This is a genomic window from Cellvibrio sp. PSBB023, assembly GCF_002007605.1.
Taxonomy (GTDB): domain Bacteria; phylum Pseudomonadota; class Gammaproteobacteria; order Pseudomonadales; family Cellvibrionaceae; genus Cellvibrio.
This window is the reverse complement of record NZ_CP019799.1, coordinates 3,672,223-3,698,225: the sequence shown is the minus strand read 5'-3', so window position 1 is coordinate 3,698,225 and position 26,003 is coordinate 3,672,223. Positions and strand designations below refer to the sequence as shown.

Annotated in this window: 20 protein-coding genes; all 20 read right to left on the bottom strand. The window is 41.9% G+C overall.

The annotated features are described in order from the left end of the window. Nucleotides 1-10: 10 nt before the first annotated feature. Nucleotides 11-1,018 (bottom strand): glycosyltransferase, encoded by a 1,008-nt coding sequence (locus B0D95_RS15920; protein ID WP_078044817.1) that lies wholly within the window; start codon nt 1,016-1,018, stop codon nt 11-13. Continuing rightward, nucleotides 1,015-3,219: a GNAT family N-acetyltransferase gene (locus B0D95_RS15915; protein WP_078044816.1), complete on the bottom strand. Its 2,205-nt coding sequence runs from the start codon at nt 3,217-3,219 to the stop codon at nt 1,015-1,017. Before B0D95_RS15915 ends, B0D95_RS15920 begins: the two co-directional genes overlap by 4 nt. A 2-nt stretch (nt 3,220-3,221) precedes the next feature. Further along, nucleotides 3,222-5,102 carry an asparagine synthase (glutamine-hydrolyzing) gene (asnB, locus tag B0D95_RS15910; RefSeq protein WP_210403638.1) on the bottom strand — a complete coding sequence of 627 codons (1,881 nt, stop codon included), beginning with the start codon at nt 5,100-5,102 and terminating at the stop codon, nt 3,222-3,224. Between the two features lie 37 nt (nt 5,103-5,139). Beyond that, the gene (locus B0D95_RS15905; RefSeq protein WP_078044814.1) at nt 5,140-6,645 is read right to left on the bottom strand and encodes an oligosaccharide flippase family protein; all 1,506 of its coding nucleotides are present in this window, start codon (nt 6,643-6,645) and stop codon (nt 5,140-5,142) included. Beyond that, nucleotides 6,642-7,760, bottom strand: coding sequence for a glycosyltransferase family 4 protein (locus B0D95_RS15900; protein WP_078044813.1), 1,119 nt, complete (start codon nt 7,758-7,760; stop codon nt 6,642-6,644). Before B0D95_RS15900 ends, B0D95_RS15905 begins: the two co-directional genes overlap by 4 nt. Continuing rightward, entirely contained in the window at nt 7,760-9,025 is a 1,266-nt protein-coding gene (locus tag B0D95_RS15895; RefSeq protein WP_078044812.1) for an O-antigen ligase family protein, read from the bottom strand. Before B0D95_RS15895 ends, B0D95_RS15900 begins: the two co-directional genes overlap by 1 nt. An 8-nt stretch (nt 9,026-9,033) precedes the next feature. Next, nucleotides 9,034-10,029, bottom strand: coding sequence for a polysaccharide deacetylase family protein (locus tag B0D95_RS15890; RefSeq protein WP_078044811.1), 996 nt, complete (start codon nt 10,027-10,029; stop codon nt 9,034-9,036). Next, nucleotides 10,026-10,829, bottom strand: a complete 804-nt coding sequence (locus B0D95_RS15885; protein WP_078044810.1) for a glycosyltransferase — start codon at nt 10,827-10,829, stop codon at nt 10,026-10,028. The genes B0D95_RS15890 and B0D95_RS15885 overlap by 4 nt, the downstream gene beginning before the upstream one ends. Nucleotides 10,830-10,870: 41 nt before the next feature. Next, complete coding sequence (locus B0D95_RS15880; RefSeq protein ID WP_078044809.1) at nt 10,871-11,128, bottom strand: hypothetical protein; 258 nt, start codon at nt 11,126-11,128, stop codon at nt 10,871-10,873. After that, nucleotides 11,125-12,018: a glycosyltransferase gene (locus B0D95_RS15875; RefSeq protein ID WP_078044808.1), complete on the bottom strand. Its 894-nt coding sequence runs from the start codon at nt 12,016-12,018 to the stop codon at nt 11,125-11,127. The genes B0D95_RS15880 and B0D95_RS15875 overlap by 4 nt, the downstream gene beginning before the upstream one ends. Nucleotides 12,019-12,176: 158 nt before the next feature. Beyond that, on the bottom strand, nt 12,177-13,523 hold the full coding sequence (locus tag B0D95_RS15870) for a hypothetical protein (protein WP_078044807.1): 1,347 nt from the start codon (nt 13,521-13,523) through the stop codon (nt 12,177-12,179). Between the two features lie 69 nt (nt 13,524-13,592). Further along, on the bottom strand, nt 13,593-14,840 hold the full coding sequence (locus tag B0D95_RS15865) for a glycosyltransferase (protein WP_078044806.1): 1,248 nt from the start codon (nt 14,838-14,840) through the stop codon (nt 13,593-13,595). Continuing rightward, nucleotides 14,837-15,829 (bottom strand): glycosyltransferase, encoded by a 993-nt coding sequence (locus B0D95_RS15860; RefSeq protein WP_078044805.1) that lies wholly within the window; start codon nt 15,827-15,829, stop codon nt 14,837-14,839. Before B0D95_RS15860 ends, B0D95_RS15865 begins: the two co-directional genes overlap by 4 nt. Nucleotide 15,830: 1 nt before the next feature. Then, nucleotides 15,831-16,916, bottom strand: a complete 1,086-nt coding sequence (locus B0D95_RS15855) for a glycosyltransferase (RefSeq protein WP_078044804.1) — start codon at nt 16,914-16,916, stop codon at nt 15,831-15,833. Continuing rightward, on the bottom strand, nt 16,916-18,055 hold the full coding sequence (locus B0D95_RS15850) for a glycosyltransferase family 2 protein (protein ID WP_078044803.1): 1,140 nt from the start codon (nt 18,053-18,055) through the stop codon (nt 16,916-16,918). The genes B0D95_RS15855 and B0D95_RS15850 overlap by 1 nt, the downstream gene beginning before the upstream one ends. A 10-nt stretch (nt 18,056-18,065) precedes the next feature. Further along, the gene (xrt, locus tag B0D95_RS15845) at nt 18,066-19,559 is read right to left on the bottom strand and encodes an exosortase (RefSeq protein WP_078044802.1); all 1,494 of its coding nucleotides are present in this window, start codon (nt 19,557-19,559) and stop codon (nt 18,066-18,068) included. 66 nt (nt 19,560-19,625) lie between these two features. Then, the gene (locus tag B0D95_RS15840; protein ID WP_246841627.1) at nt 19,626-22,262 is read right to left on the bottom strand and encodes a tetratricopeptide repeat protein; all 2,637 of its coding nucleotides are present in this window, start codon (nt 22,260-22,262) and stop codon (nt 19,626-19,628) included. Between the two features lie 42 nt (nt 22,263-22,304). Further along, nucleotides 22,305-23,609: a hypothetical protein gene (locus B0D95_RS15835; RefSeq protein WP_078044800.1), complete on the bottom strand. Its 1,305-nt coding sequence runs from the start codon at nt 23,607-23,609 to the stop codon at nt 22,305-22,307. A 26-nt stretch (nt 23,610-23,635) separates the two neighbouring features. Next, a complete protein-coding gene (locus B0D95_RS15830) occupies nt 23,636-24,421 on the bottom strand; it encodes a CpsD/CapB family tyrosine-protein kinase (protein WP_078044799.1) in 786 nt (261 codons plus the stop codon). 15 nt (nt 24,422-24,436) lie between these two features. Next, nucleotides 24,437-25,954: an XrtA system polysaccharide chain length determinant gene (locus B0D95_RS15825; RefSeq protein ID WP_078044798.1), complete on the bottom strand. Its 1,518-nt coding sequence runs from the start codon at nt 25,952-25,954 to the stop codon at nt 24,437-24,439. Nucleotides 25,955-26,003 lie beyond the last annotated feature (49 nt).

Below are 26,003 nucleotides of genomic sequence, written 5' to 3'. Positions count from 1 at the left end.
AACAGTTAGCCTAAAGCTTTTTAATTGTCATTGCCAGATTATTATAAAATCGCTCTTTTAAAACATCAGGCCGCCGCCGTGCATTCTCAATTAACTGCTGAATTCGCTCTTCGTCCATCCGCATTACTGCTTCTACAGTGTCTTCGATTGCAGATAAATTGACTAAAAATCGAGGGGAAAATAATTTTTGTCCGGAATAGGTCGCAGCTATTAGTAATGCACAATCAGTATCAGCAACCTCATTCATTGGCGGAGCATCGGTCACCAATACAACGGCGCCATAACCCATAGCTTCTACAATTGAATGCCCAAAACCCTCTACTTCTGATGCATAAATATGAAATAGAGAAGAACTTGCAAGCGCAACATAGTCTTCAACTCGGGGAAAAACATTAAGATACTCTACATTTGCCGGCGGGTTTGCAGGCCGGCACGATGAATCTATAACCATTTTTAGTAGCGGCCACTCAGGATGAGTCCGCCATACATCTACCAGTCGCTCCGCACCACGGAAATGACTCATACCGACTCGCGCAAAGAAATGATCGCCGTTTTTTTTATAAATAACATTACTGTCGATCACAGAGCAAAAACCAATATAGTCCACCGCGGGACGAAATTCCTTAAAAATACCTTCTGCAAATCGGGTCTTAACCCATACATTATCAATATACTTCAACAACTCAAAAAAGGCAGAGCCAAACCATTCTTGATTGGGAATCAGTATTTGCTTTCGATGCAAGAATAACTTTCCATAAAATATCTTTTCCAGATGAATAGAGATATGCTCCGGCTTACCCAAGAAGAAACGTTGTAATCGCCGGTAAAAAAATAAAAATCCTATAATCTTAGAAAAACTTGCTATAGCAGCAGTTATACGCCCCAAAAAACTATGTTTAGCCGTAGGTAACTCTATAATTTCCGCATCATAGCCCAAGAACATCAAAGCATTCTGCAAGATTTTTGCATCTTTTACTAAACCAAAACCAGCGCGGGAATAATATATTTTGAAATTCATCGCCTAGCCCTCCAAGCCTGCTTGATGTATTTTGCAGTTTTTTTGGTTAGTTTTTTCAAAAAAAAGTGTGCGCCAAATAAAGCTCTTACCATGAAAGAAGAAAAATACTGCAAAGTATAGAAATGGATAGCATCTCCTTGATAATGTTTTTTATAATCCTCTACACGTCCAAAACCGGCAAGGAAATCAAATGCATTCACTGAATGATTTTTAAATGCCGCCTCAATTAACCATCCCATATGCAAGGTACCTAGTGATACCTTTTTATCAAATAACTCCAAGTAGCCTGACTGAATATTATAAATGACATCCTGTATCTTAATATTGTAAGAGGCAGACACAATTTTTCCATCAACTCTTAGATAAGAGAGCAATGCGTTAGGCCCCATAGGCCCAAGAAGGAAGCTCTTATGAAAATTAACAGCAAACTTATCAAAACACGGCTTTCCCCATCGCAACAAATGGAAAGAATTTAGATTGTTAAAAAAGTCATCGAGTGATTCACGAGTAATAATTAGCCACTGAAATTCAACAGATGGATAATGCTCAATAAGATACATGCGGCGATTAAATGCTTTCAGGCGAGTCATTCGCCCCAAAGACAAGAGATAATCATTAAAATCACCGTTCACACTGATTTTATAACCAACATCTATTCTATGCTCCCAACAACTCAGTGTGGGCATAGCATTTTTTAATATATCAGAAAAAATAAACGATGAATTAAAAGCCTGTGCTTTAATATAAGCATGCAAACTTTTATATAAAACATCAGCTTTATTACGCAGAAAAATAGGAGAGGTGTATTCGGAGCGGACAGTAGGAGAAAGACCCCACGCATTTCCGATCATCTGGTACTTATTTAAAAACCGTTTTTTGTATTGATAAAATGGGATAATGCCAACAATTATTTCTTGCTCGAAAACAAGCAACACATGAAACTTCAACGACAACGCATTTCCCCATTGCCGCCACCAACTCGCAATCCATTGCCAACTCATAAATAATGGATTGGCATCACTCTTGGCTATAAGCTCATCCCATAATAGCTCCATGCTATAGAAAGCTTCTTCGGATATTCTTTTATAATCGAATCCTTCAGGACTATGAAAAATCAGCTCACCATCTAGTTTGGACGGTGCAATAAAAGCTTTATTAATTTCCTCGCTGCTATCTTTTATAGCGGAAAAATACGACTGCTCTTTTGCAAGCCGCAAAAAGTCACCGTCTGAATCACCGGCAACCAATCCCCAATTATTTTGCCCATAAGCCGAAAGGGTAGCGAAACGCGATCCGTAGCTCTTTTTCACAAATCCATTAACGAGCAGTCCGGCATGCAGCTTTGATAAGGATGTATTCCAATGGATTGCCGTAGTATCTGGATATTTTTTTAGCCAAAATGCAACAACAGAAGATACTAATGCCGCATCCGCATATCCGATGAAATCCACTACTTCAATATTATTTCCAGTAGAAATTCTAAAAATAATAATTGCCTTTGATCCATCAAGATTCGAACCTACATGTAAAAATTGGTAACACTGAAACGGACAATCAACATATCGCCATATTAAATAATCATAATCCCTAAGGACTTCTACTGTATTTTTATATTGTCTATGCAACGCCCATAAATAATCAATTACCTTGCGCGAAGGAAGATAACTTAATTCTTCGACAAGAAATTTATTCTGCGCTCGGTTGATAGCAATAAGTAAGCCCGCACGACACAAGGTTGACCATGCAAATAGAATTACTTGTTTCGCCGTTTTAGGGCTCAGCAATAAATCCCAAACATTGAGCCGTACAGGTGCGCGCCATCCTTTTTTTAGTAATAACGGAAATGCACTGTCGCTAATGCCAAGAGACATAACAGGCATAGTGAATGCTTTTGCCATTTCATCCTTAATGGCCTTTCCCAAACCTTTTCCTCGATAATCGGGAGCAACAATAAAATCACAACTCCAGATAGCATCTATCTTTTGGTCATGCTCATCGACAATTTTAATAGGCATAGTGCCATTAAAACCAACAACGCGACCATTATCCCTCGCAACGATTGCCAGAACATCGCGCTCAAATCGATGGGAAAATTGCCAAGCCCATAAAGATTTTTTATATTGTTCTACAACGTATAAATCCGCCACTTCTGCCAACAACTCATCAGTAACTTTCTCTGTAGAAACAGTGATGCCAGACATGATCAGATATATTTCCTATACCAGGACTGGAACATTAATACTGACCATAAGTGAAACGAGTAATCATGGGATGAGGTAAGATGCGCATGCCATTTTTGACGAATTAAATCGCTATTAAAAATTCCGGTATCTGCAAGGGACTTTTCAGAAAGAAGATCCTCTGCCCAATCGCGTAATTCATTTTTCAGCCAATGCGCTACTGGAACAGCAAACCCTTGTTTAGGACGATCAACCAACTCACGAGGGACATGCTGGTATAAAATTTTACGCAGAGGTTGTTTGGTAACGCCACCAACTACATTAATACCCGTCGGTACAGTTAGTGACAACTCAACTAACCGATGGTCCAATAATGGTACCCTCGTTTCCAAACTATTTGCCATGGCCGCACGATCAACCTTGACCAGAATGTCATCCGGCAGATAAGAATTAATATCACACCATTGAAATGTCGATGTAGGATCTTCACGCACAGGCATATTATCCAGTGCATAAGCCAAGCGAGTTGCTGATGTTAATTGTGCTTCAGGGTGAAGCCAATAACCGACCTGGTTTTGATAAAATGCTTGAGGACTCGCTGCATTAAAACTGGCCTTATACCGCAGCACTTTTTCCAGCACCAATTGCAATGATAAATCGCGTTGATTTACTTTTCCAAGTCGAGTGAGCTGCGCAACGACTGCTGCAGGTAAATGATTCATTAGTTTATGAGCCAAGCCTTGTCGACGCATTGTGAAACCACGATCATAGGACGCATAACGACTGTAGCCAGCAAACAATTCATCGCCACCATCACCGGATAAGGCAACAGTAACTTGCTGGCGAGTCATACGACTGACAATAAACGTTGGTATTTGCGAAGAATCAGCAAATGGTTCGTCATAAATATCTGGCAGTCGAGGAATAATGTCCAGCGCATCAGCAGGCTGCACGTAAAATTCGCTATGATCTGTTCCCAAATGACTGGCCACCGCCTTAGCGTGCTCTGCCTCATTAAAACCAGCGACATTAAAACCCACAGAAAATGTTTTTACCGGGCGAGATGACTGTTGTTGCATCAGCGATACAATTGTCGACGAATCTATACCGCCGGATAAAAATGCCCCCAAGGGCGCATCAGAGATCATTTGATCTGCAATCACCTGACGCAACAAAGGATCTAGCCGCTCATGCAGCGATTGAGCATTCAGTGAATGATCCCATTTTAGTGATGGGTTCCAATAACATTTTTTAATTGGCGCTTCAGTGGTATTTACCAAATTGAAGCAAAGATAATGAGCGGGCTCTAACTTAAATGTATTCTTAAAAATACTCCAGGGCGCGGGAATATAGTTGTGACGCATCAATAGCCCAACAGCTCCGGGTTCAATTTCTTTTTTGAATAAGGGGCATAAGAGTAGTGGCTTGAGCTCTGATGCAAATAAAATGTTTCCTTCCGATTGGTAATAATAAAGCGGCTTTTCTCCCACTCTATCGCGAATTAACCACAGTTTTTTTTCCTGATGATCCACAAGGGCAATCGAAAACATGCCGATGAAATCAATCAGTGCAGATTCTATTCCCCAAGCTTCAAACGCGGCTAATATAACCTCAGTATCCGATCCACCTTTAAACTGAAAACCGAGCGCAACTAAACGTGCCTTCAATTGTTTGAAATTATAAATTTCACCGTTAAAGGCGATTGTGTAGCGACCGAAAATAGAATGCATGGGTTGCGCACCCAATGGCGATAAATCCTGAATGGCAAGACGCTGATGAACCAGCCCAAGCCTCAAGGAGCTATCCAGCCACATACCTTGATCATCAGGTCCGCGCAAACGGATAGAATCACCCATTACGCCCAACAATTCAGGTGTAAGTACGCTTATGGATTTCGAGCTCACAGCCATTCCGGCATAACCGCACATAAATCACCCTTAATTAGTTACGATTTTTTTTAACCAGTGACATCAGTTGCACTCGTTCTTTAGTATTAAACGAAAAGCATATCGCCAACACAATGAACATCAAAGATCCAGAGAGCGCAATCAGTAGAAACGTTTTGAAAGAATCAATAACAAATATATTTTGTAAATAAAATATGAGACCTATCATTCCAATCGCGGGAATCATCCAAGGTACAAACACATGAAAAACGTATTTACTCAGAGGAATATTCAAATGTGTGCAGCAAACATACAGCAAGATGGGCTGAAAAATTAAAGCCGGGATTAAAGAACCGAGAGCAACACCAAAAATCCCCATCGGGTAAACCAAGATAAGACTTAATATTAAATTTGAAAGCGCAACTACAGGTTGCCATTTTGCAAGAAATAAATGTTTATCTATAGCAGTTAGATACCTACTAGAGAGTGGGTTTAATAACGGCAAAACAGTAAATGCAGAAATTATATAAATAAGGTTTTCTGCAGAACTCGCAATTTGATTGCCAACCCATAAATGAAGGAATTCGCCCCCCATCATCACTGCACCGATGAGCATAATAAGACTCATAGATACCATTATCTTACTACTGGCCAGATATACTTCTTGTATTTTCTTCTGATCATTAAGCGCACTCAAACCACTAAGATATGGCATAAAAACATGCGTTAATGTAATAGATATGCCCCGAATATGATTCATTAGATTGGCAGGAATACTGTATATGGGGACCATTGCTGGGCCAAGAATAAAACCAATAACTAATGAATCCGTTGCATTTTCTATCCTTGTTGAAACACCTTGAATCAGAGTCTTTACACTAAATGACAGCAGTGTTTTTAATTGATCCAGTTTAAAGTAGGAAAGTCTAAGCCTTAAAAAGGGTCTGCGATACTGCAAATACCAAACAAGGAAAATATACTTAATGCAAACCCCAATAGTATTTACCAAAGCCAACAGCACCAATGCATTTTCTGGTTTTATATAATAAAAAATTACTGCAAACCCAATAAAGGAATTTATTATAGTTATGTTATTTTTTAAATAATATTCTTGATACGACTCCATAAAACTTTCCGCGGTATACGCTGGAAAAGATATAAGTAATTGCGCACCAATGATTATTAGCAACAGAGTATAACGCGAACTATCCGCACCATCTTCAGCAATGGTTTCAGGGAAATAAATACCCCATATAAGCAACAGGGCAAATATAAAAAAACCAACTACCATTAAAAAAAACCATGAAGTAGCATATAAAATACTTAGTGATTCCTGATCCTTCAATGCAATAAATCTTGCAGCAAATCTACTTACAGCAGGCCGCACCCCCAAGTCCAACATCCCCATGTAGCCAACAATTGCGCCGACCATCTCCCATATACCATAATCATAATTTCCCAAATTTTTGATCAATATAGGAGTCATTATAAAAGTGATTGCTAATTTTATTAGCAGGGTTGCAATATTTGAGGCCGTATTTAACGCAAGACGCTTTTTCATGATATGGAAGTCTTCAGCAAATCAACATATAAGGCATGTAATTCTTGAGCATGCTTTACTGCACTAAAACGCTTGACCGCAATATCTTGATATTCAATAAATTGCTTATCTCCGCTCGACAATGACTGCACAATTGCATCAGCCAAACCGAGAGCATCATTGACGGGCACCACTGTGGCAGGAGTTCCCTGCAAAACTTCACGCAAGCCAATACAGTTAGTACCTATAATTGGTGTTCCCGCACTCAAAACCTCCATAGGCAGTAGTGGGCATGCCTCCCATCGAGAAGGCATTAAAACTAAATCAACAGCTTTAATCGCAGCTGGCATATTATTTGTGCCTGGCAGCTGCACAAAGTAGTCCGAGAGACCTTTTTTCTCAATTAACTCAAAATCCTCACGAATGAATCCACCCCATCCAAATGTAACAATCAGAGGCATTGTTTCCACACGGGTGGATTTGGACAAAATCTCAATAGCTTCAATAATTTGACGAAACCCTTTCTGAGCCATGAATCGGCCAAAAAAACCAATCAATGGCCTATTGGGAGCACAGTTCAATTCCTTTCTTAAATCCCGTGCAACGCCTGTAGCAAAAAAAGCAGTATCAACACCATTAGTAATATTAATAACTTGCCCAGAGGGTAGTGATGGAAAGTATTCATAAATATTATTCCGAGCATCCTCCGACACAGAGAGAACCTTAGTTACTTTTTTCAAAACCCAAGACATTAATTGTCTCTTTATCCATCCCTTAAAACCTGAAAAAGTATTCGGCAAAAAAACATCATGAGCAGTCATGAGGTGTGGTTTTTTTATCGCCCCTAAAGATAATTGGGTAAAAAATGAAGCAGAAAACCCGTGTGAATGAATAATATCAAAATCATTATTTTTCACGCACATTCGAAAACATTTTAAGAAAGCTAAAAAGCTTGTAGGGGCATCAATTAGCTTTATCCTACCTGATGGTAAATCATGATTAACAAGCTCGTCTAAACCACTGTTTGGGGCCAATAGAGTAAACTCGCAATCTGAAAAAGCAGGAGATCCATATATATATCTGAAATATGTTTTTATACCACCAACAGGCCACCGCGCCACAAGCAATATCTTCATTATTTTTTACCATTGACTAAAGTTGTTTTAGAGAGCATTGCGGCAGCAATTGTCAATCCTGCAAGGTTATACCAATAGTATTGAGACAATCCCCAATAGTTAATGCTATACACTACAAACATCCAAAAAACGATATTTATAACCTTGAATAAGGTTCCATAAAACTCGTCGTTTTCCGCTCTCAATGAGAATGTAATTTGTCGCCTCAAGTTAATGATCATGCGCAAGAAAAGAATCATTCCGATAAAACCAATTTCAATTAAAAGCTCACCGTACATCGTATGACTGGCTTGCGTCTTGCCATATATATGAAACTTTGCTTCTGGTGTTGTACCCAATCCATGTCCAAATATTGGCCGCTGTAACCCCAACTCAAACTCTCTAAATATTCCGTTAATTCGTCCATCTCTGCTTTTTGATTGCGCAGCATCGGAAGAGAAAATAGATAGATACCTGTCTCGTTGAATATCATTCATGACCGATAGCCCGCCGATAACAATAAAAATACCCAATACAATTAATACTACTTTTCGCCGACTCTCTTTAAAGATTATCCATCCAACGACCAACAGAGCAAGAAATGCACCGCGAGACATTGTCAGAATTAACGCGTAAAGCATCAGTGGCAATAAAATAAAATAGAGGACTTTAAGATTCCAACGACCTTTGAGCAGAAAAAAATGGAGGAAGGGAAGCACTGTAGCTATAACAAAGCCAAGCTCGTTCGGATTTATCAAATCGGAGGGGGCGCCAGACAATCTGGAGGCGAACTCACCGTCACCCATATATGTAGAACTTCCCCAGTACCCGGTGGTAATGTTTAAAAAAAGTGGCTCCAATACCCTTATTACCTGACAGGCAACAAACACAAAAACAGCCCATTTTATTCTTTTATCGGTATCAAGAATCAATGCGGTGTAATACAAAAAAACAATAGCCTTTAGAAAAACCATTACATTTTTTTTAATTACACTACCGGGATAAGTAACCAATGGAAGACTTAGAATTAAGTATATTACCAAGGCAGAAAAGGCGATAAAAATTGGATGTCGCAACCTGCTCTTAATAATATCCTTTTGAAAGAATAGTAACGCAGTAATTATTAAAAACATAATCACCGTCGGACGCATCATGCCAATAAATGTAAACCGCTGTGAAAAATGAAGAAAAAACTCTAACTGATAAAGCTGGAACCAAAAAAAAGTAGCAGTGGAAACACAAGCAACTTTTAAATTGAGATCACTTCCACTACTCTTGGCTAACATTTTTCACCTCAATAATTACAACGAGTAGTTTTACGCAAGATATTACCCAAATGCTCAACGCCAAATAGCGATTTATTAAATTGAAACCACGCTTCAGACCCTACAAATCTTCGCCATGCCCACGGGATGTTCGTATTAAATTGATCCGAATACGCAGTAACAGCAGCCAAGAATCCCGATTGGGAGACAACTTTTTTAATTTCTTCCGAATAATCTGCCGGCTGACCATTGGGGTAACAAAAAGTGCGAGGCCTATCGCCAAGGTGCTGGCGCAATACGTCAAAACTGCCGTTAATTTCTACTTGCGCCTCAGCAACAGGCATATGACCCAGCGAGGGATGGGACAACGTATGCCCACCAATTTCAATCCCCTGCTGTTGCATTTCTTCTAACTGCGCCCAAGTCACTGCAGAAAATTCATCAGGCGCTGTGGAGGGAAGTGATACTTCTGAACATCGAGCTAACTCTGCAATTGCAGACAGACGAATGTGGTTTTCAACCGTCAGTAAATGGAGCACCAAAGGCCACCATAATTCTTTTACTGATTCGGCTAAGTCAAACCTTTTATCTCCAACGATCAAACTGCCAGAACTGCTTGTACGATTGCGTAATAACCACAGCACCTGATCGGGCCAGAGCCATAGATCCTGATTCACAAAACCCGTTGTCACAAAAAATGTAGCGGGAACCTGATAGTGCTTCAAAAGTGGATATGCCACTTCATAAAAATCGCGGTAACCATCATCGACTGTAATGACAACTGCATTATCAGGTGTACGGCCTGTTTGTTTAATGGTTTGAGCCAGCGCCGCCAGTGTCATGGGCTGGAAATAACGTTTGATTAGCCGCAACTGTTGCTCAAATGTTGCCACTGTTACTGCGTGACCTTTCTTTTGTGTCGAAAAGCGGTGATACATTAATATTTTAGGTTGTTTGCGGGTAAGCACTCGCGCCAGTTGATAACCACCTAATTTACCCGCCAGCTCGATAACAGCCGACTTCATGATTTAACTCCAATTAATTCACGGTATAGCAATAAATGCTGTTCCAACATTGCATCGATGGTGTAGCGTGATTCCGCTTCGTTTTTTGCAGTAATACCCATCGCCTGCGCACACTCCGGCTCAGCAAGCACAGCCTCCATAGCGCGACTCAACTCAGCCACATCACCTACTTCGTATAACCAACCAGTTTTATCCTGAGCAACCGCTTCAGGGTTTCCACCCGTTCGACTACAGATCACGGGCAGCCCTGCAAATTGGTATTCCACTATTGCGTTAGAAAAACCTTCCGATTCAGAACAGAGCAGTCCAGCTGATAGATACTGTAAACAGTCTGGAATATCACTACGCGAACCCAAAAAATGTACTCGATTACTCACACCAAGATTACTAGCAAGCACCTGTAAATCGGATGGATCACCGGCACCAATGATCACCAGATGCGGGTTGTAGAAACCAAAATCGAGACGCGATAAAGCACTAATTGCATCTTGCATGCGTTTTATTGGACGAATATTGGCAACTAGTCCAAAGATGGCAGCACCAGATAATCTGAGCACTTCAAGTTCTTGCACCTTACCATTAGCCGAAAGTGTCCGATTGAAGCCGTTATAGATTACTCGTAGTTTAGCCTGGGGGATTTTCTCAACGTTGGCGGTAACCTCAGCGACTGCACGACTATTACTCAGCGCACAGGATACAAACTTTCCAGTAAAGGGGAGCAGCAACCGATACATAGGGTTATACCAAAAACCCATGTCACGCCGGGAGATAATTGATTTAATACCCACAAGGGCAAACATTGGCGGACACACCACAGAGGCGTCATTAAAAAAGATATGTGCTAATTGAAATCCATCAGCCTTGGCTTGTCGCGCCTGCGCATAAGCTCGCCACCAGGTTCGGGGGATTTAATAGATGATGAGCCAATAATCACCGTAGTGCATGGTAATGGATTTGCATTTAACCATTCGCTATTAGCCAATATTAATACGCGCAACTCACACCCTGCTTTTTGCAGTAAATGAATTAGCAATAAAAACTGCCCTTCTGTACCAGCATGTGGGTTGGTCAAGCGGTCTATGACTAGCAATATTTTCATTTGACCTTCTCTTTGCCCGTCAATACAGCCAGTGACCTCAGCGGATCCAATATACCTGCAACCAACAAACGCCAGAGCATTTCAAATCTATTAGCTTTCTTTTGATAGAGGGCATGCGCCAAGCGGAAGTTTACCAGCGCACGACGTTTGCGCAGCGTTGAAGGCTTATAGGGGTAACGTTTTGCTGCCTTATCAAGAATAATCAGACCACAACGCCAACGAGTTTCTGTGCCCTTGGCACTAATTGAGTCGCCATGGCGGCGGTAACGAAAGGAGTCTATTGATTGATGGGCAATTTTGGTTTGCTCAGCCAAGCGGATGAGCATGTCATGATCCTGACCTGAGCGTAGCGACTCATCAAAGTTGCCTGCTTGTTGATAAACAGAAGCGCGTACCAATGAGTTTTGCGGAAGCAGAAAGTAACAGTCTAATAAGAGATCATTTGGATCGCTACGCTCAATCCGAGCGTCATAACTTATGTCATAAATGACATCACCCTTAGCATTTATACACTTGCCGTTTCCATAAACAAGCCCAACATTCGGATGCGCATTAAGATACTCAACCTGTTTAGCAATTTTTCCAGGCACATAGAGGTCATCACTGTCCAGAATTGCAATGAATTCACCTGTGACTACCGATAAACCCAAATTGAGTGCGGCTGACTGCCCCTTATTATCGCACTCAGGATGTCGCAATAGCGTTAACAAGCCTCGCTCTGCGAACCTCGCCACAATCACATCACCACCATCTGTCGAGCCATCATCGATAACAATAAGCTCTATATCAGGGTAATTCTGATCAAGCACAGAAAGCAGGGTTTTTTCGATGTATTGAACCCGATTAAAAAGAGGAATCAAGACCGATACACGACCGGGGATGTAACTCATGCTGCCTAATCCTTTGATAATCACGAATAGGCGCGCATCTTATCAAAATCCGGTATCTATTAGATACTTAAGCCGCTTTATCAATGCAGAATCGTCTGCAATAAAGTTGGTAGCGCTATGCAAATTCATGCAATAGGCTACCAAGAATGAGGCACTGCTTATTGCGCCGCAAAGGGGGGCTCAGGACACTTTGGGCATGATGAAAAACCAACAGAATTCACGCTACCGTCGGCATTAACAACGTAAAAATAGAATCTAGGCTGCGAATGCAGCGCACCAAGCCTCAAATTGACTTTAATTTCATTGTCTGACCACGAAACAGGTATGACTACTTCTGGTTGCGTACAGGCAAACCACGTTCTCTCCGAGCAAATATATACACGATGCCATGTGTCATCTATATAAAGAGAATCAAAATATTCAAACGATCCTGGCTGGGCGCCATTGGAAACCTGCGTTTGATAAACATCACTATATTTGTTGGGGTATGCTGAGGTCGTAAACCGGAATCGCTGCTGTTCCCAAGCTTTAACCCGATCCTGCCAATAAAATAATATTCCGTCCTCCTTATCAATCGTTCCTGCCTGATATTGGAATTCTTCTACAACCCAACGCTTGGTTGCTGAGTTTATCTTGTTATCCCAACTACCCATCCAAAATGTTTTGACTTGGGTGTACTCACTCACCGCAACACCATCAGAGTCCAAACTAATGTAGGTATTATTAATCTGACTGCCATGCTTTCCCCACATCCGGAATATTTTGTGATTAAACGTGTAAAAAATTCCTTTGCCCTCGTCAATCAATGCCTTAAACAAAGGAGTTTTCAAATCCTTGTCTGACTCCGCATAAAAATACATCACCTCATCCGTTCCAATACTTGCCGTTAATGTTCTATCTAAAATGTTGCCATAGTTATTAGCGTAATAAACTGTTCCTGCAGTAGCACCTGAAGTTTCCGCCTGCACCACTTTGCCTTGAATCGCCTTATTGGCAGTAGACATCAACATGCCCACAGAAACAGTTGATGCAGCCCCCAATTTCTCCAAGCTTTTATATCTTGTGCGGATAGCTACATCCTTCAAACGATCAAAATCATCATATCTTTTACGCCAAACATATAATCGGTCAGAATCAAATGACACCTTTGCAAGAAGAGCCCCGCTCCCAGTACTGTAATCATGCCTCAACACTTTTTTTGAGCCCGACGCAATTACGTCTGTTATTGCCTTATCGACAATCGAGCCAGTAAAAACGCCATCCCACTGCTGCTTTCTGCCCAAAATACTAGGTTTTTCACCTTGATCCGCTGACCAGAAAAGCAGAGGCTTTGGATTGATTTTATAGGTAAAGTTGCCCCCTTTTAGAGTCACCACCGCGCCTTCCGTTAGATTACCTTCGACACTGTCAATCAAAGGCTCTTGGCTAAACAGGGCACACGAGATGGTCGACAAGCAAACAAAGCAAAGTATTCTAAGAGGGCAGTTCAATATGTCTTTTTTCATGGGTAAACTCCGTAAAACTATCAAGTTCATATTAGCTCGGATTCCCCTGGAGCCTTATATATATTTCAATTAAGAACCTTCATTCTTGCGTGTATTTATTTTTAATAATTGTGTACGAAGCGATAAACCAGCCTTTTCGTATCGAAGCACCTCTGCCACGATTGCCTCACTCCAATAACCTGAATCTGGCTCGATCTGGAAACTTTGTATAAAAAAGGGGTCGCTATCAACAACCCAAGAACTTCCTCGCCTCTGCGCATCATGCCTCAATAGCCTATTAAGTCTGCTGACATTAATCGTAGACGATATATTAGCCTCGGCCCACTGACGAGGAGTCAAGGTGTCAACTAACCCTAATGCCGCCTTTATCTGTAAATAGAGAGGCACATCAGATTGAAAGAGAAAACCTGTTCTAGGGTTAATGTAATTTTTCGTACCTATGTGGGCATCAGCATAAACGCCTACTGCTGCATCAGCAAACAACGCTTCAGCAAGGGACACATACGACCCCTCTCGACCACTAAGTCCAAGCACCAACCGGGCCCTGGATAAATAATCAACAACAGCTTCATTGGTTGCGGACTCTACTAGCTCAAAACGATCCTCAACACCATACCGCCTTGCCTCACGCCTAATATGATCCGCCGTACGGTTTGCGAGAGGCCTACCTACAAGCATTACCTTCAACTCTTTTGGCAAATTAACTAATGCCTCAAATAATAAATAATGACGCTTATATGTGGCGAAATTCGCAACCATCAGGATATCAATATCCTTTTTTTTGTTTGCATAATATAAGTCAGCATTAATCCAACTAGATGCATGAAAAGGCAAAGCCCTGAATAACTTAGGCAAGCAAAGTGCCTTATAGTAACAACTTTCCGAAGAGGGCAATAAAATCAGATTATCTTTAGCAACTTTTAATGCACGCAATAGTGCTTCACTATAAAAAGGCTGCCATGTTGGCATGAAAAGAATGTCATATTTTTCCAATAAGTCGGAAGTAGCAGAATTAAATAGTAATTTATCTAATTCGTGCTCAAATCCCACCAATATAAGTCCTTTTTCAAGAGTCGAGTGAGCCTTGATAATTGCACTTTTTGATAATACTGTAGATCCAACTATAGGTAGCACAGGAATAATTTTTACATACTTTTTGATAGTGTCTTCCAGACAAGGGCGGCGCCCCTCACTTTGAAGATACAATCCAATCAATTTTCTTTTAATTTTCCATGGAAATGGACAAAGCGATAAATATTTAACTACTCTTGCCGCAAAGGCGCTGCTTCGCATCCATGAACGTAGATTTTTTTTCATTTTTCTAGAGATCCATTAAGCACATCAAGCAAATTATTTCTATATTGCTCAATACGAGCGAGATGATTTTTTTTCATCACCACTATATCTTGCCCTAACAATACCTTTCTAAAAACACAGTCAATGACTGTATTTTTTATTGATTCAGATGAATTTTCCGTATATGCAAACCCCATATCGAAAACCTCTCTATTAAGCATTGTATCACTTACAATCGCAGGCACCTCCATTGCTATGGACTCATATGCACCACAAACAAGACAATTACTTCTTAACGTCAAGTCTATAGTAAAATCAGCAGCAGCCAATTCTTGCTGATATTGCTCTTCTGAAATAAATCCAAGTAAATTGATGTTTTTTGGAAGTGAGTCAATATATTCTTTAGTTAGTCTTTTGGAAAATTTCCCAGTAACCCTAAGATGAAAGTTCTCTCCTAATGCAGAGAAGGCGTCAATCACCTCAAAATAAGGCTCATCATCTGCCCAAGTGCATATAAATAGAAAAACATTAATATCAGTACTAATAGATGGTCTTTTGGCAAAATGGTAGTGAGGTAGCGGATCTGGAAAAACAATCGCAATACCACCACAATCACTCACATAGTTGGCGATATTTTTATTTGTTACAATCACCCCGTGTGCAAATTGGATGATTTTTTTTGCAATATAATTGAGAATGAAAGACCTGCCTTCCAATGGATAAATTCCCGAATTATGCGCATCCACAATTACAACAACGGGGAAAATTTTTCCTATAATTACGGAAAGAAATGAAAGCACTATCGAAGGATTCTGGGCAAAGATAAACTTTGGTCGTATCTTAATAAGAAGAAAAACAGTTCGAATTAAAAGTATAGGATACTTAATTAATCTACTTCTATTAACAATCAACTCATGCAATTGAATATTTAGCATTTTTGCCATACTAATATTTCTAGGCTGGCGCTCCCACGTAATCCATATACCATCCTTTGGATTAAACTGACTCATATTACAAACACTCCATATATAATTTTTTATAGTTTTCTGCCATTTTTTTAGCTGTAAATTCTTTAATAAAAAAATCATTCAATTGATTCTTTATAGAATTCTTTTCTTGTAAGCTTTTATTTTTCAACTGAATAATTGATCTTATAAACGCCTCTGAATTTAAATCATACAAAAATTCTTTAAATTTGTTTTTAAGTAGAAAACTATTGGCAGGAATATTAGAGGCTAGCACCAGGCATTTTGCACGCATTGCCTCCAACAAAGTTATAGGCATTCCTTCTGTAGTAGAAGAATTGACATATACATCTATACTTTCAAAAAATTGATTGGCATCCCGGGTATAGCCTGGAAGAAAGACATTCTCACACAACCCCAATACGTCAACCAATTCCTCGAGTTCAGCTCGCATTTCACCCTCGCCATGGATGATGAGCTTTGCATTAGGTATGTCATGTAAAATTCTTGGCATTAAGCTTACTAAAAAGGAAAAATTTTTTTCTTTTGATAACCGACCCATCGTACCAATAATAAAAACGTCATCCGCTTTTTTATTAGGTGTCTCAGCAGATGAAATCATAGGCACTCCATTAAAAATAACCTTCATTTTCTTTTTAATGCCAAATGAGCCCACAGACATAACAGGGCTAACTAAAACAATTGCATCCAAAAATCTAAGCGCCAATTTATCAACAAATTGATAAATCGTCATTTTCGATAAAAACTTATGCTTTGTGTATCCATGTAATGTTGAAACAACAGGGAATGGCCTTAGAAAAAAGGGGATCATGGCCATCATAATATTACTTTTATATCCATGTGAGTGGACAATAGTTGCACCATGAGATGCACACAAATTCATCAATCTTATGCTCTGTTTTATACTCGGCCTTGGCTTCATTCTGAATTGGTAGTATCTACAACCTATAAGCTGAAGCTCAGTCTCTATAGGTTTTTCATCCTCACCTACCTTTCCTATGCTAACAACTTCGATATCTAAATCAATTTTCTTTTGCTCATGCACTAGCGCCAGCAGCATTGCCTCAGCACCATATAAGCCACCACTATCAATAATATGGATTACTTTCATTAACCCACCCGTGGCTTCCACATCACAATTTTTTCACGCTTGATAAATTTGATAAACGCCATGGCAGCTGCGACATTGATCAAACAAAAATAATTTGCCAATCCCAACCAACGGTTACGCGTACCATCATTCAACGACACAAATGCGGCAGCTGAATAAAATAAAATTTGCAATACGAAGGTCAATTGATAAAACCATCCCTCGCCAGTAATAAGCCCATTGCTAACCAGTGCCAAAAACAATGGAATAAATGCTAAATAGCGCAGCAATTTATGGGATGTTATTTGAAGCGAAAAGAGACCATAGCTGAATGGATTGAACAAGTGCCTCATGTCCCACATGGCCCAATAGGCGCGCAGTGAAACACGTACACGCATGCGAAACTCTGACTGGGAATTCGTAAGCGACTCTTCATTCAGCAGTGCGTTTTCACAGAAAATGACGCGCTTACCTTGAGTGACAACTTTCAACGGCAATACAAAATCAGGTAGTTGATCTGCGTTCATGGGTTGATAGAGTGACTTTCGTATAGCATCTATACCTCCGTCCACACCCACCACAGAAGATACTTTGGCCTCAAGGCTGCGCAGATAGTTTTCATACTTCATATAAGCACTGCAACCATCGCCAATTACATTTCCTTCTTCATTCACGTATACCATCTTTCCGGTAACATAGCCGACATCAGGATCATTAAAACAATCTACCAACTGGCGTACGGCATTTGATTGGTAGTGGCTATTGGCATCTGAAAAGATAACGATCTCGCCCACAGCTTCCGGCATAGCCAAATTCAAACCGGATGTTTTTCCTTGGCGTGGCACTTGCCTGATAAGACCTACACGCGAATCTTTTGCGGCAATCGTCTGTACTATTTCATCGGTTCCATCTTCTGACTCATCCGATATAACAATGACTTGAATAAGATCCGCCGGGTAATCTTGCGATAATTTGTTTTCAATGGTCTTTTCGATAACAGCAGCTTCGTTATACGCAGGAATTAATATCGTGACTTTAGGCAGGCCACTTGCCGCCACTCCCTCAACAATGGGGCGCTTGGGTAGATAACGCAATAAAATCGGGTATCCGATATAGATATAAAAAACCAGAATTGTTGACAACCAAAAGAGCAGTTCCATACCTTACCTTTTATTGAATTGATTCACTTGCAGTAAGCAATAATTGCCGTGAACTATGACAGTCAATTTGCGTACACTCTGTTTGTAATGTAAAAACAGTAAAATATTGATTCCCACTGAATACTGCTGGAATCTGCAACAGCTTGGCTTGCGAGACCGTAGCGGCATTAAAACCACCAATATCAAACCACTGCACTTGTACAATCCGTTTTAATCCTGATTTTTGTCGCAACTGCTCCAGGCGCACTTTTTTATCGCCAACGGATACAATCTTGACTTCCTCCTGCAACCAAAATTGCAAGTCAAATTGCCGCGCAATATAAGGTACTAGCCTGTCACTGGAACTCTTAGGGATATATTGATTTATTTGCAGATAGATATTGTGAGGTGCAACAAAACGCGAAGTGTGCGTTGTTGCGGGTAACACTAGCGGCAGGGGCAGATTTGATGCGTGAGGTAAAAATCCACTGTCACCCAGGCTGTAGCTTGACGCTGACTGAACTGTATTGTTAGTGGCAACAACCACTTTTCCCAACCAGAACCCTGGGGACAACAGCAAACACAACACCAGCATTTTTTTCATACTAAAACTAGTACCATTTATTGGTGCATTGGTGCTGGGCTTTTTAATCACTGGCGCAAAGTAAATAGCTGGGAAACAGATTAAGGCAAAAATTATCCAGCCAAAGGTTTCATGATCCCTCATTAAAGAGCTTTCCATTTCGGTATGGTATCCCACCAAAATTAACAAAAATATTCTGATCCAATTGGCGGCCAAACCTAAAAGCCCTGCAATTAACAGGGAAACAATCAATCCTTTTTCTTTATATCCATTGAGGTAACTGATGGTGTAACCAAGGGCTAGTGAAATGATGAGGTAACGGAGCCCTGAGCACCCATCGGCAATCATGATATGACCTGCCGGTATAAATATGCTACTACCATCAATTAAGGCAGGAATCCGGATAACACGCACCATTTCACCGACCACATAACTGGCCAAGTGAACGAGACTGTTGTTCAGATAATCCCAAATCGGTAATGCAAACACTGGCATGAGCAATAAAAAGCGCAACTGCCATAAAGTTTTGACACCAATAATAAATGCCAGGGATAAAAACAATAATGGCAGCAGAGTGAGCTGCTCGAGAATTTTTATCTGAATAGTATTAAATAAAAACCAGGCAATTGACGTAAAAATGAGAGCAACAGCCAACAACAGATCAATCCACTTTTTTTGCGTGGATATTTCGATAGGCCCTGCTTTGTACAACAAAACCAAAAACCACAATAACAGTGGATACGCATGCGACAGGGATTCATCCCATTTTGTCCATGACGACGAAAGCCCAATAAACGTGGGGAAGAACATTGCGACAAGAAGAGCAATGACCATAAAAGGCGTTGCAATCTGCCATAAAGCTTGTCGCTGCTGTTTAATATCAGGGGCTTCCATTTTTCGTGGGCTTCCGCCTTTTGTTGATTGTTTGAGTATGAGTGCCATGCAAGATTCTACTTACAAACAAAACTGGGCCGCATCCGGCCCAGTTTTTATCATTGCGAGAACCTATTATTGCTTTTTGAGCCGCGCACGAGCCTCATCCAAATGTTGCTGAATTTCGGCATTACCTTCAGCGAGATTGGCGGCACGCTCCAAATAACTAATGCCTTCACTCACCTTTCCGCTCTCCACAAGAATCCAGCCATAGGTATCCAGTATGGCGGGTGAATTGGGCGCTAATTCATAGGCCTTTTTTGCAACCTGCTCAGCACGAGGATCTTTTTCCAGATAGTAACTCCAGGCGAGGTTATTCAATAGCACCGGTGATTCAGGAGCATTATTCAGTGCGCGCTCATAACCTTCGATAGCGGCAGGAATATCATTTTTATCCTGCGCATCCAGTGCTTTTAATAAACTGGCGCGATAACTTTGTGGCAGCTTTTCCAGCCACTCAGCAACAAACGCATCAGCCTGTTGTTTTTTGTCTACTGCAATAAAATGTTTGTAGATGGAATCAGCCGCTAACTCGGTAGGCTTTGCCGCCCAGGATTGCTGATAGAACGAGAAGGCCTCGTCTGATTTTCCTTCCGCTGAACGAATCATGCCTTGCAGATAGAGCAGCCCGGATTCTGACTGGGCATTTCGTTCAAACTGATCGAGTAGCTTTTGTGCTTCCGGGATTTTACCGGCAGCAATTTCCGTCTCTACCAATCCGGCAAGGTAAGTAATGTTATTGGGGAATAGTGCACTAGCTTTGAGCAGATAGTTACGCGCCTCATCGGTATTATCGGCAGCAAGCAATTCGCCCGCATAGGCGGTGTAAAGATTTGCAGCAATTTGCTGTACGTTGTGCGCATTGTTGCTTTTTTCCAACGCACGCCCAAGATGAACGAGTGCCGCCTGATTTTGCTTCTCTGTCGACAATAACTGGGCAAGCACTGCAGAGGGCTGCCAATGATTTGATGTGGATTCCAGTTTCTCAAGGAAGGCTACCGCTTCTTTTGCCCGATTCAACCGCATTATTTGAGCTAGCCACGGGCGATAAGAATTTAGATTAGCGGGATCCAATTCAATAATCGATTGCCATGCGACTACCGCTTTGTGCGGCTGATCCTGCTCGTTATAGATCTGGGCAAGCCCTGCGTAAGATAATTGTTTTTCGTCATTCCCTTTAATGGAAAGGGCTTTTTCAAACAATGCCTCAGCTGTTTTGTAATCCTTTTTATACAGCGCAAACCAACCTTGCAAGAAAGCACTGCGCGGACTGCCTTGATGCTGATGATCAAAACCTTTTAATACTTCTTCTGCACGCTTATCAAGACCATTCGCGAGCAAGGTTTTAAAATAGGTCTGCTGCACCAAAAGATCCATTGGCTGTGCTTCATAGGCTTTTTGCAACTGCGCAATGGCCTGCTCCGGCTGATCTATGGCCATATAGCGTTTTGCCAGCGCGATGCGAATGCGCTGTTGCTTAGGCTCAAGGGCGAGACTTTTTTCCAGTGCAATTGCCCCATCAGAACTGGTAGGGTCCTGATCCAATAGCGCCAAACCATAGGTAGCTAAAATGGAGGGATTGTTGGGTTGGCGTTCGGCGGCATTCTTCAGCAATACAATGGCATCATCCATTTGATTGCTGCGAAATTTTGCCAGCGCTGCCGCCTGAATAACGGATGGCGCCGCAGTTTCCGGGTCAATAAATTGATCAAATAAATCAATTGCATTTTGATCTGCGCCCTGCTGGAACTCCACCATTCCCAAGAGAGTAGCGGTGTTTTTATCGTCTGGATAATCACTACGCAATTCGCGCAGCAGCTTTTCCGCATCGGCAAATTTCCCTTGTTGATACAACTCCATGGCATCGTTAAATTTTTGCTGTGCGACATTACGATCCGGATTTGCATCGGCCAATAACTTTTGATAGGTATAAGCCTCGCTAGTGCGCCCTTGTTGAATAAGCACTTCCGTTAACTGGGTTAAGACTTTGACGCGCTCAACGGTAATCACATCGGTATTTGGCACCAATGCCAATGCCTTGGTAAGATATTGTTCCGCCGCTGGCAATTTGTTTTCGTACAGCGACAGATTGCCAAGCAACACTAATGCATCGAGGTGTTTTTCATCCTGCGCAACAATCTCGTTCAAAATGACAATCGCTGGTTCTGTCTGCCCCTGGGCCAGCAAAATATTCGCTTCGAGGTATTTTGCATCCAAGGCACTATTGGGTAGCGCACTAAACAACGCTAATGCTTCGGTATAAGCATCCTTTTCACCCAACGCGATATTGGCTTTAACGGTAAGGTAAGCCTGCTGATATTGCAGTGCAGCATTATCCGCCGGTGCGGGATGGCTTTGCATAACATCAAGTGCAGTGCGATATTTTTTAATTTCTATATTTGCTTCAGCTAATTCAGCAGCCACCTCAGGGATTTGCTCTACCACATTATTAAGCATGGTTATGGCAGATGAATAAGCACCGGTATCATTCAGTATTCGCGCAAGTGCTATATAGGCATCAGCAGATTCCGGGGCTAATTGAATGGCATTACGCGCCTCTAACATGGCTGCGCGTAATTGTCCCTGCTGCAAATAGACTTTTGCAGAGTTTTGGTGGCGCAATGCGGTTTCGGCATTTTTACTAGTGTCTTCGCCACATCCAATTAATGCGATACCCAAACTAAGGGCAGCAACCTGTGCGATCTTTTTCATGGAATTTACCATTCCTGTTAATAATAAATGTAGTAACGGGTATTAGAATCTGTAGCCGACAGTAATACCGGCCCTTAGCTCTGAATATTCATCAATCGATGCTTCAGCACTACGCTTATATTCAGTTGCAAACAGCCGAATATTTAAACCATTAACAAATGAATAGTTGTAATAGGCTGTTAATTGGTCAAGCGTATATTTATTTTGATTAATGCTACTCATCAGATCCTGATCTGCCCTGCTGATATTTGCTCCAACACGTGCATTTCGGGAGAGCTGATAATTTAAACCCAATGCGGCGCCGAAACGTTCTTCATTGCGATCCAGCGATTGGTATTCATGCTCGTCGCGGTAGGCGCTTATATAAAAATCACAGCGACCACACAATGCGCTACTGCTCCAACGCAACTCTGCATGACGCAACAATACTTGATCAACTTGATCTGCCGTCACATCGCTGCCACTTGCGATTTCACCAGGCATAGTGCCTGCATCAAAACCACGAGACGAATCCGTCACCTGTTGATTAAACGCGAAGGTTAATTGGTTGTAGCCTGCATCGTAATTCAACTGAAACACATAGTAGGGATCATCGCTCACACCAAGTCGTGAGGAATCAGTACGGCTTTGCCCTGCTTCAATCCGGTAGTTGATTTTGCGCAAGCGTGTATCCAAGGCGACAACCGCCATTGTCTGCTTGTAGTCAACATCAGGGTTAAAGTCGAATGTAATATCCGTTTGCGATACATACACTGTCAGCGAATCTACTGCAGAAAAACCATGTACCAAGCCTACAGCTCCACCGCGACGCGAGGAATTTTTTTGCTCTTCAAAACGATATTCAACTTCGGTGGCATTGGCATTGATAAAGAAATTATCAACCGGGGTAATGCGAGTGCGAAAACCAGGCTGGACACTCAGTACCTGCTTCTCATCATTATTTTCTTCAAGATCAAGCGCACCGGAAAATTTAGGCAGTTTTTGCAAGCTATGGGATATATTTAAGTCAAAACTATGGTGCGGTTTTCCCAAGGTAAAATCTGTTTTGCCCACCGTAGAAGTACGCGCTTGCTGACTATCCTTTTCATAGCGCATTTCGCTCAGGCTATAGTCAGAATTCAAGGCGATGTAGTCATTCTCATAGGCGGCAAATACGGTCGCGCCCAGTTGATTTTGCAATTCCGAAATTTTATCTTCTTTTGATTTGAGAGCATTATCGGTTTGCTGTGCACTGACAAAAACAGATGCCCCGAAATCACTGCCAGCCTTATTGGTATTAGCTGGCGCCGCGAACGCAACAGCGCTTGCACAGGACGCAGCCAAAATGGCAATTGGCGACTTTTTCATGGGACATCCCTCAGGTTATTCCTGCGTTAGTTGTTAAACACCAAGCCAGCAAAACGATCCTTGCCTACCGCATCAACAGCAGCCAAAACCTCGTCTGTCACGGCAGAGCCATAAGGCACAACCAACAGCGCGTGGTCACAATATTTAGCGAGAATGCGCGCTTCGGTGGATTGCTGCACGGAGGGTGCATCCAACACAATAAAACGATCTGGATAACGCGATTTAATTTCAGCGACGAATACTTCCATACGCTTGGAGTTAAAAAATTCCGCCGCCGATTCACTTGAACCACCAGAGGGAATAACACGAAGACGCTCTATTCCACTGGGATAAATAATGTTTTTTAAGGGAACAGTGTAATCGGTAAGGTATTGGGTCAGCCCTTCGTCCACGTCTTGTGTTGTGTACTTTTCTGCGGTAGAAGAATAGGGATTGCAATCGACATAAAGTGCTGTTTTATGTTGATCCAGGGCGAAGGTTGCCGCAAGATTAAACCCTACAAAACTCGACCCTCCATGTTTGGAAACGGAGCTGACCAACACCACCATATTGTCGCTTTTACTGCGCTCTAACAGACGGATACGAACTTCGCGAAAGGCGTTCAATAATTCACGCTGACGCATTCCGGTGAAGATCACTTTCTTTTCATAAAGCTCGTCCTGTGTCCACAAGCAGGGCAGCTCCATATTTTTGATTTTTTCACGCTTGCGATGCTCAAGCACGGCGGTCTTTACCAATTGATCGCTTGTCTCTACAAGTGCATCAACACCTGCCATTAATTGTTTCAGACTGCGCTCTTTTGCCTGTTCCATTTTATCTACCCGGGATTAACCTTTGGTTATGTGCCAATAGACAGTAATTGCAATGTACAAACCCATCGCAATTGCACTGGCAGCCAACATCAACAACATATCTTTTTTGAGCAAACGATCGCCCAGGGGCGAACGGTAGTGTGGAATAACGCCAATTAATTGAATATCGTCAGGCAACTGTTTTTGCAGAGCGCGCGCCGAGCGCAAGTGCGGGTCGAACATGACATAGGCAACCAGCAATCCGAGTGGCAATAACAAACCCAACAAAGGCCCAATCAAGGCGAAATGAATAAAGTGAAAACCGGATGGTTTCAACGGGAAAGTGGCAGGCTCCTGAATACGATAACTCACGCCCTGCCCTTCAATATCCAATGTCATTGACAAGCGCGCGGCTTCTTTTTTCTGCAGCATGTCATCGTAGGTTTTGCGAATAACATCATAGTCACGGGTCAGCTCAGAGAGCAGTGCCTGATTGGATGCTACACGTTGCTGGCGAGCAAATTCCTGCTCCTGTAGTGCGACCAGTGATTCCATCCGGCGTTTTTGTGAGCGCAATTCCACATCGGCATTGGCCAATTGTTTACGCAATTCTTCGTACAGCGGGTTCTCGGCTTTTTGAGTGTCGGCATAGACATCACCGGAACTTTGCAGCTTGGCAATGGTGGTATCCAAATCAGCAATTTGAGTGCGAATTGAAATGATATCGGGATAGCCTTCTTCATAACTGAGCAGCAGCTGCTCTAATTGTAGAGCCAGTGTTTGACGACGCTGACGCAGATCGTCCACCTGTCCTTTGGCTTGCAGATATTGTCCTTCAGTACCCAATTGTTGTTGGATAGTTTTGTAACGCGCCTGGGATTCCTCAATGGTAATGTTGAGCATTTCAATTTGTTGGCGCAGGGCAGCAATGCGCGTAGACACTTCAGATTCCGTGCCGTCGGTATTTTGTGAGTTAAAATCTTTCAGGCGCGATTCGGCTTGCTCAAGTTGTTTTTTATAAGATTGCACTTGTGCATCAATAAAATTGTACGCGCCCAAACTTTCGGCACGCTTTTTCCTGACGGTATCTTCCATGAAGACATTAACCACTGCGTTTAGTACTTCAAACGAGCGATCGGGATCATTGGCGACATAACTGATTCTAAAGTAGGAGCGATTGCCTTCCGCCTTGACGCTCAACCCGGTACGAATACGCCTGATCGCCTGCTCTTCCTCTTCTTGAGAGGCATTTTTATCGACCATGCCAACTTCACGCGCAACCGCCAGCATAATGCCGCGAGTCCAGATAATTTCACGCGCCTGCTCCGAGCGATCAATTTTGGTCATTTCCGCTGAGCCTTTTAGCAGTGGCTCAATGATGGTGGTCTGATCAGCAAAGAGTACTGCTGAGGTGGTAAATTTTTTGGGCCAGGTAATGCCTAAAAATAGCAAAAGGAAACTGACAGCAATGAACAGCACTACGCAGAGGTAACGGAACCGGACAAGTTCCGCGCGCAGTGAATTCAACAAGTCTTTGAGATAGGCTTTATCCATGAAACATCTCTATGGGTGCGCGAGCACCACCGTGCTCAACAATGAAAAC

Excerpts from the sequence above, each read along its gene's own strand:
- B0D95_RS15870 (WP_078044807.1), bottom strand. The coding sequence starts at position 13,523 with ATGAAAAAAGACATATTGAACTGCCCTCTTAGAATACTTTGCTTTGTT.
- B0D95_RS15855 (WP_078044804.1), bottom strand. The coding sequence starts at position 16,916 with ATGAAAGTAATCCATATTATTGATAGTGGTGGCTTATATGGTGCTGAG.
- B0D95_RS15850 (WP_078044803.1), bottom strand. The coding sequence starts at position 18,055 with ATGGAACTGCTCTTTTGGTTGTCAACAATTCTGGTTTTTTATATCTAT.
- B0D95_RS15895 (WP_078044812.1), bottom strand. The coding sequence starts at position 9,025 with ATGTTAGCCAAGAGTAGTGGAAGTGATCTCAATTTAAAAGTTGCTTGT.
- B0D95_RS15830 (WP_078044799.1), bottom strand. The coding sequence starts at position 24,421 with ATGGAACAGGCAAAAGAGCGCAGTCTGAAACAATTAATGGCAGGTGTT.
- B0D95_RS15875 (WP_078044808.1), bottom strand. The coding sequence starts at position 12,018 with ATGAGTTACATCCCCGGTCGTGTATCGGTCTTGATTCCTCTTTTTAAT.
- B0D95_RS15880 (WP_078044809.1), bottom strand. The coding sequence starts at position 11,128 with ATGAAAATATTGCTAGTCATAGACCGCTTGACCAACCCACATGCTGGT.
- B0D95_RS15920 (WP_078044817.1), bottom strand. The coding sequence starts at position 1,018 with ATGAATTTCAAAATATATTATTCCCGCGCTGGTTTTGGTTTAGTAAAA.
- B0D95_RS15885 (WP_078044810.1), bottom strand. The coding sequence starts at position 10,829 with ATGTTTGCCCTTGTGGGTATTAAATCAATTATCTCCCGGCGTGACATG.
- B0D95_RS15890 (WP_078044811.1), bottom strand. The coding sequence starts at position 10,029 with ATGAAGTCGGCTGTTATCGAGCTGGCGGGTAAATTAGGTGGTTATCAA.
- B0D95_RS15865 (WP_078044806.1), bottom strand. The coding sequence starts at position 14,840 with ATGAAAAAAAATCTACGTTCATGGATGCGAAGCAGCGCCTTTGCGGCA.
- B0D95_RS15835 (WP_078044800.1), bottom strand. The coding sequence starts at position 23,609 with ATGAAAAAGTCGCCAATTGCCATTTTGGCTGCGTCCTGTGCAAGCGCT.
- B0D95_RS15840 (WP_246841627.1), bottom strand. The coding sequence starts at position 22,262 with ATGAAAAAGATCGCACAGGTTGCTGCCCTTAGTTTGGGTATCGCATTA.
- B0D95_RS15860 (WP_078044805.1), bottom strand. The coding sequence starts at position 15,829 with ATGAGTCAGTTTAATCCAAAGGATGGTATATGGATTACGTGGGAGCGC.
- xrt (WP_078044802.1), bottom strand. The coding sequence starts at position 19,559 with ATGGCACTCATACTCAAACAATCAACAAAAGGCGGAAGCCCACGAAAA.
- B0D95_RS15900 (WP_078044813.1), bottom strand. The coding sequence starts at position 7,760 with ATGAAGATATTGCTTGTGGCGCGGTGGCCTGTTGGTGGTATAAAAACA.
- B0D95_RS15825 (WP_078044798.1), bottom strand. The coding sequence starts at position 25,954 with ATGGATAAAGCCTATCTCAAAGACTTGTTGAATTCACTGCGCGCGGAA.
- B0D95_RS15915 (WP_078044816.1), bottom strand. The coding sequence starts at position 3,219 with ATGTCTGGCATCACTGTTTCTACAGAGAAAGTTACTGATGAGTTGTTG.
- B0D95_RS15905 (WP_078044814.1), bottom strand. The coding sequence starts at position 6,645 with ATGAAAAAGCGTCTTGCGTTAAATACGGCCTCAAATATTGCAACCCTG.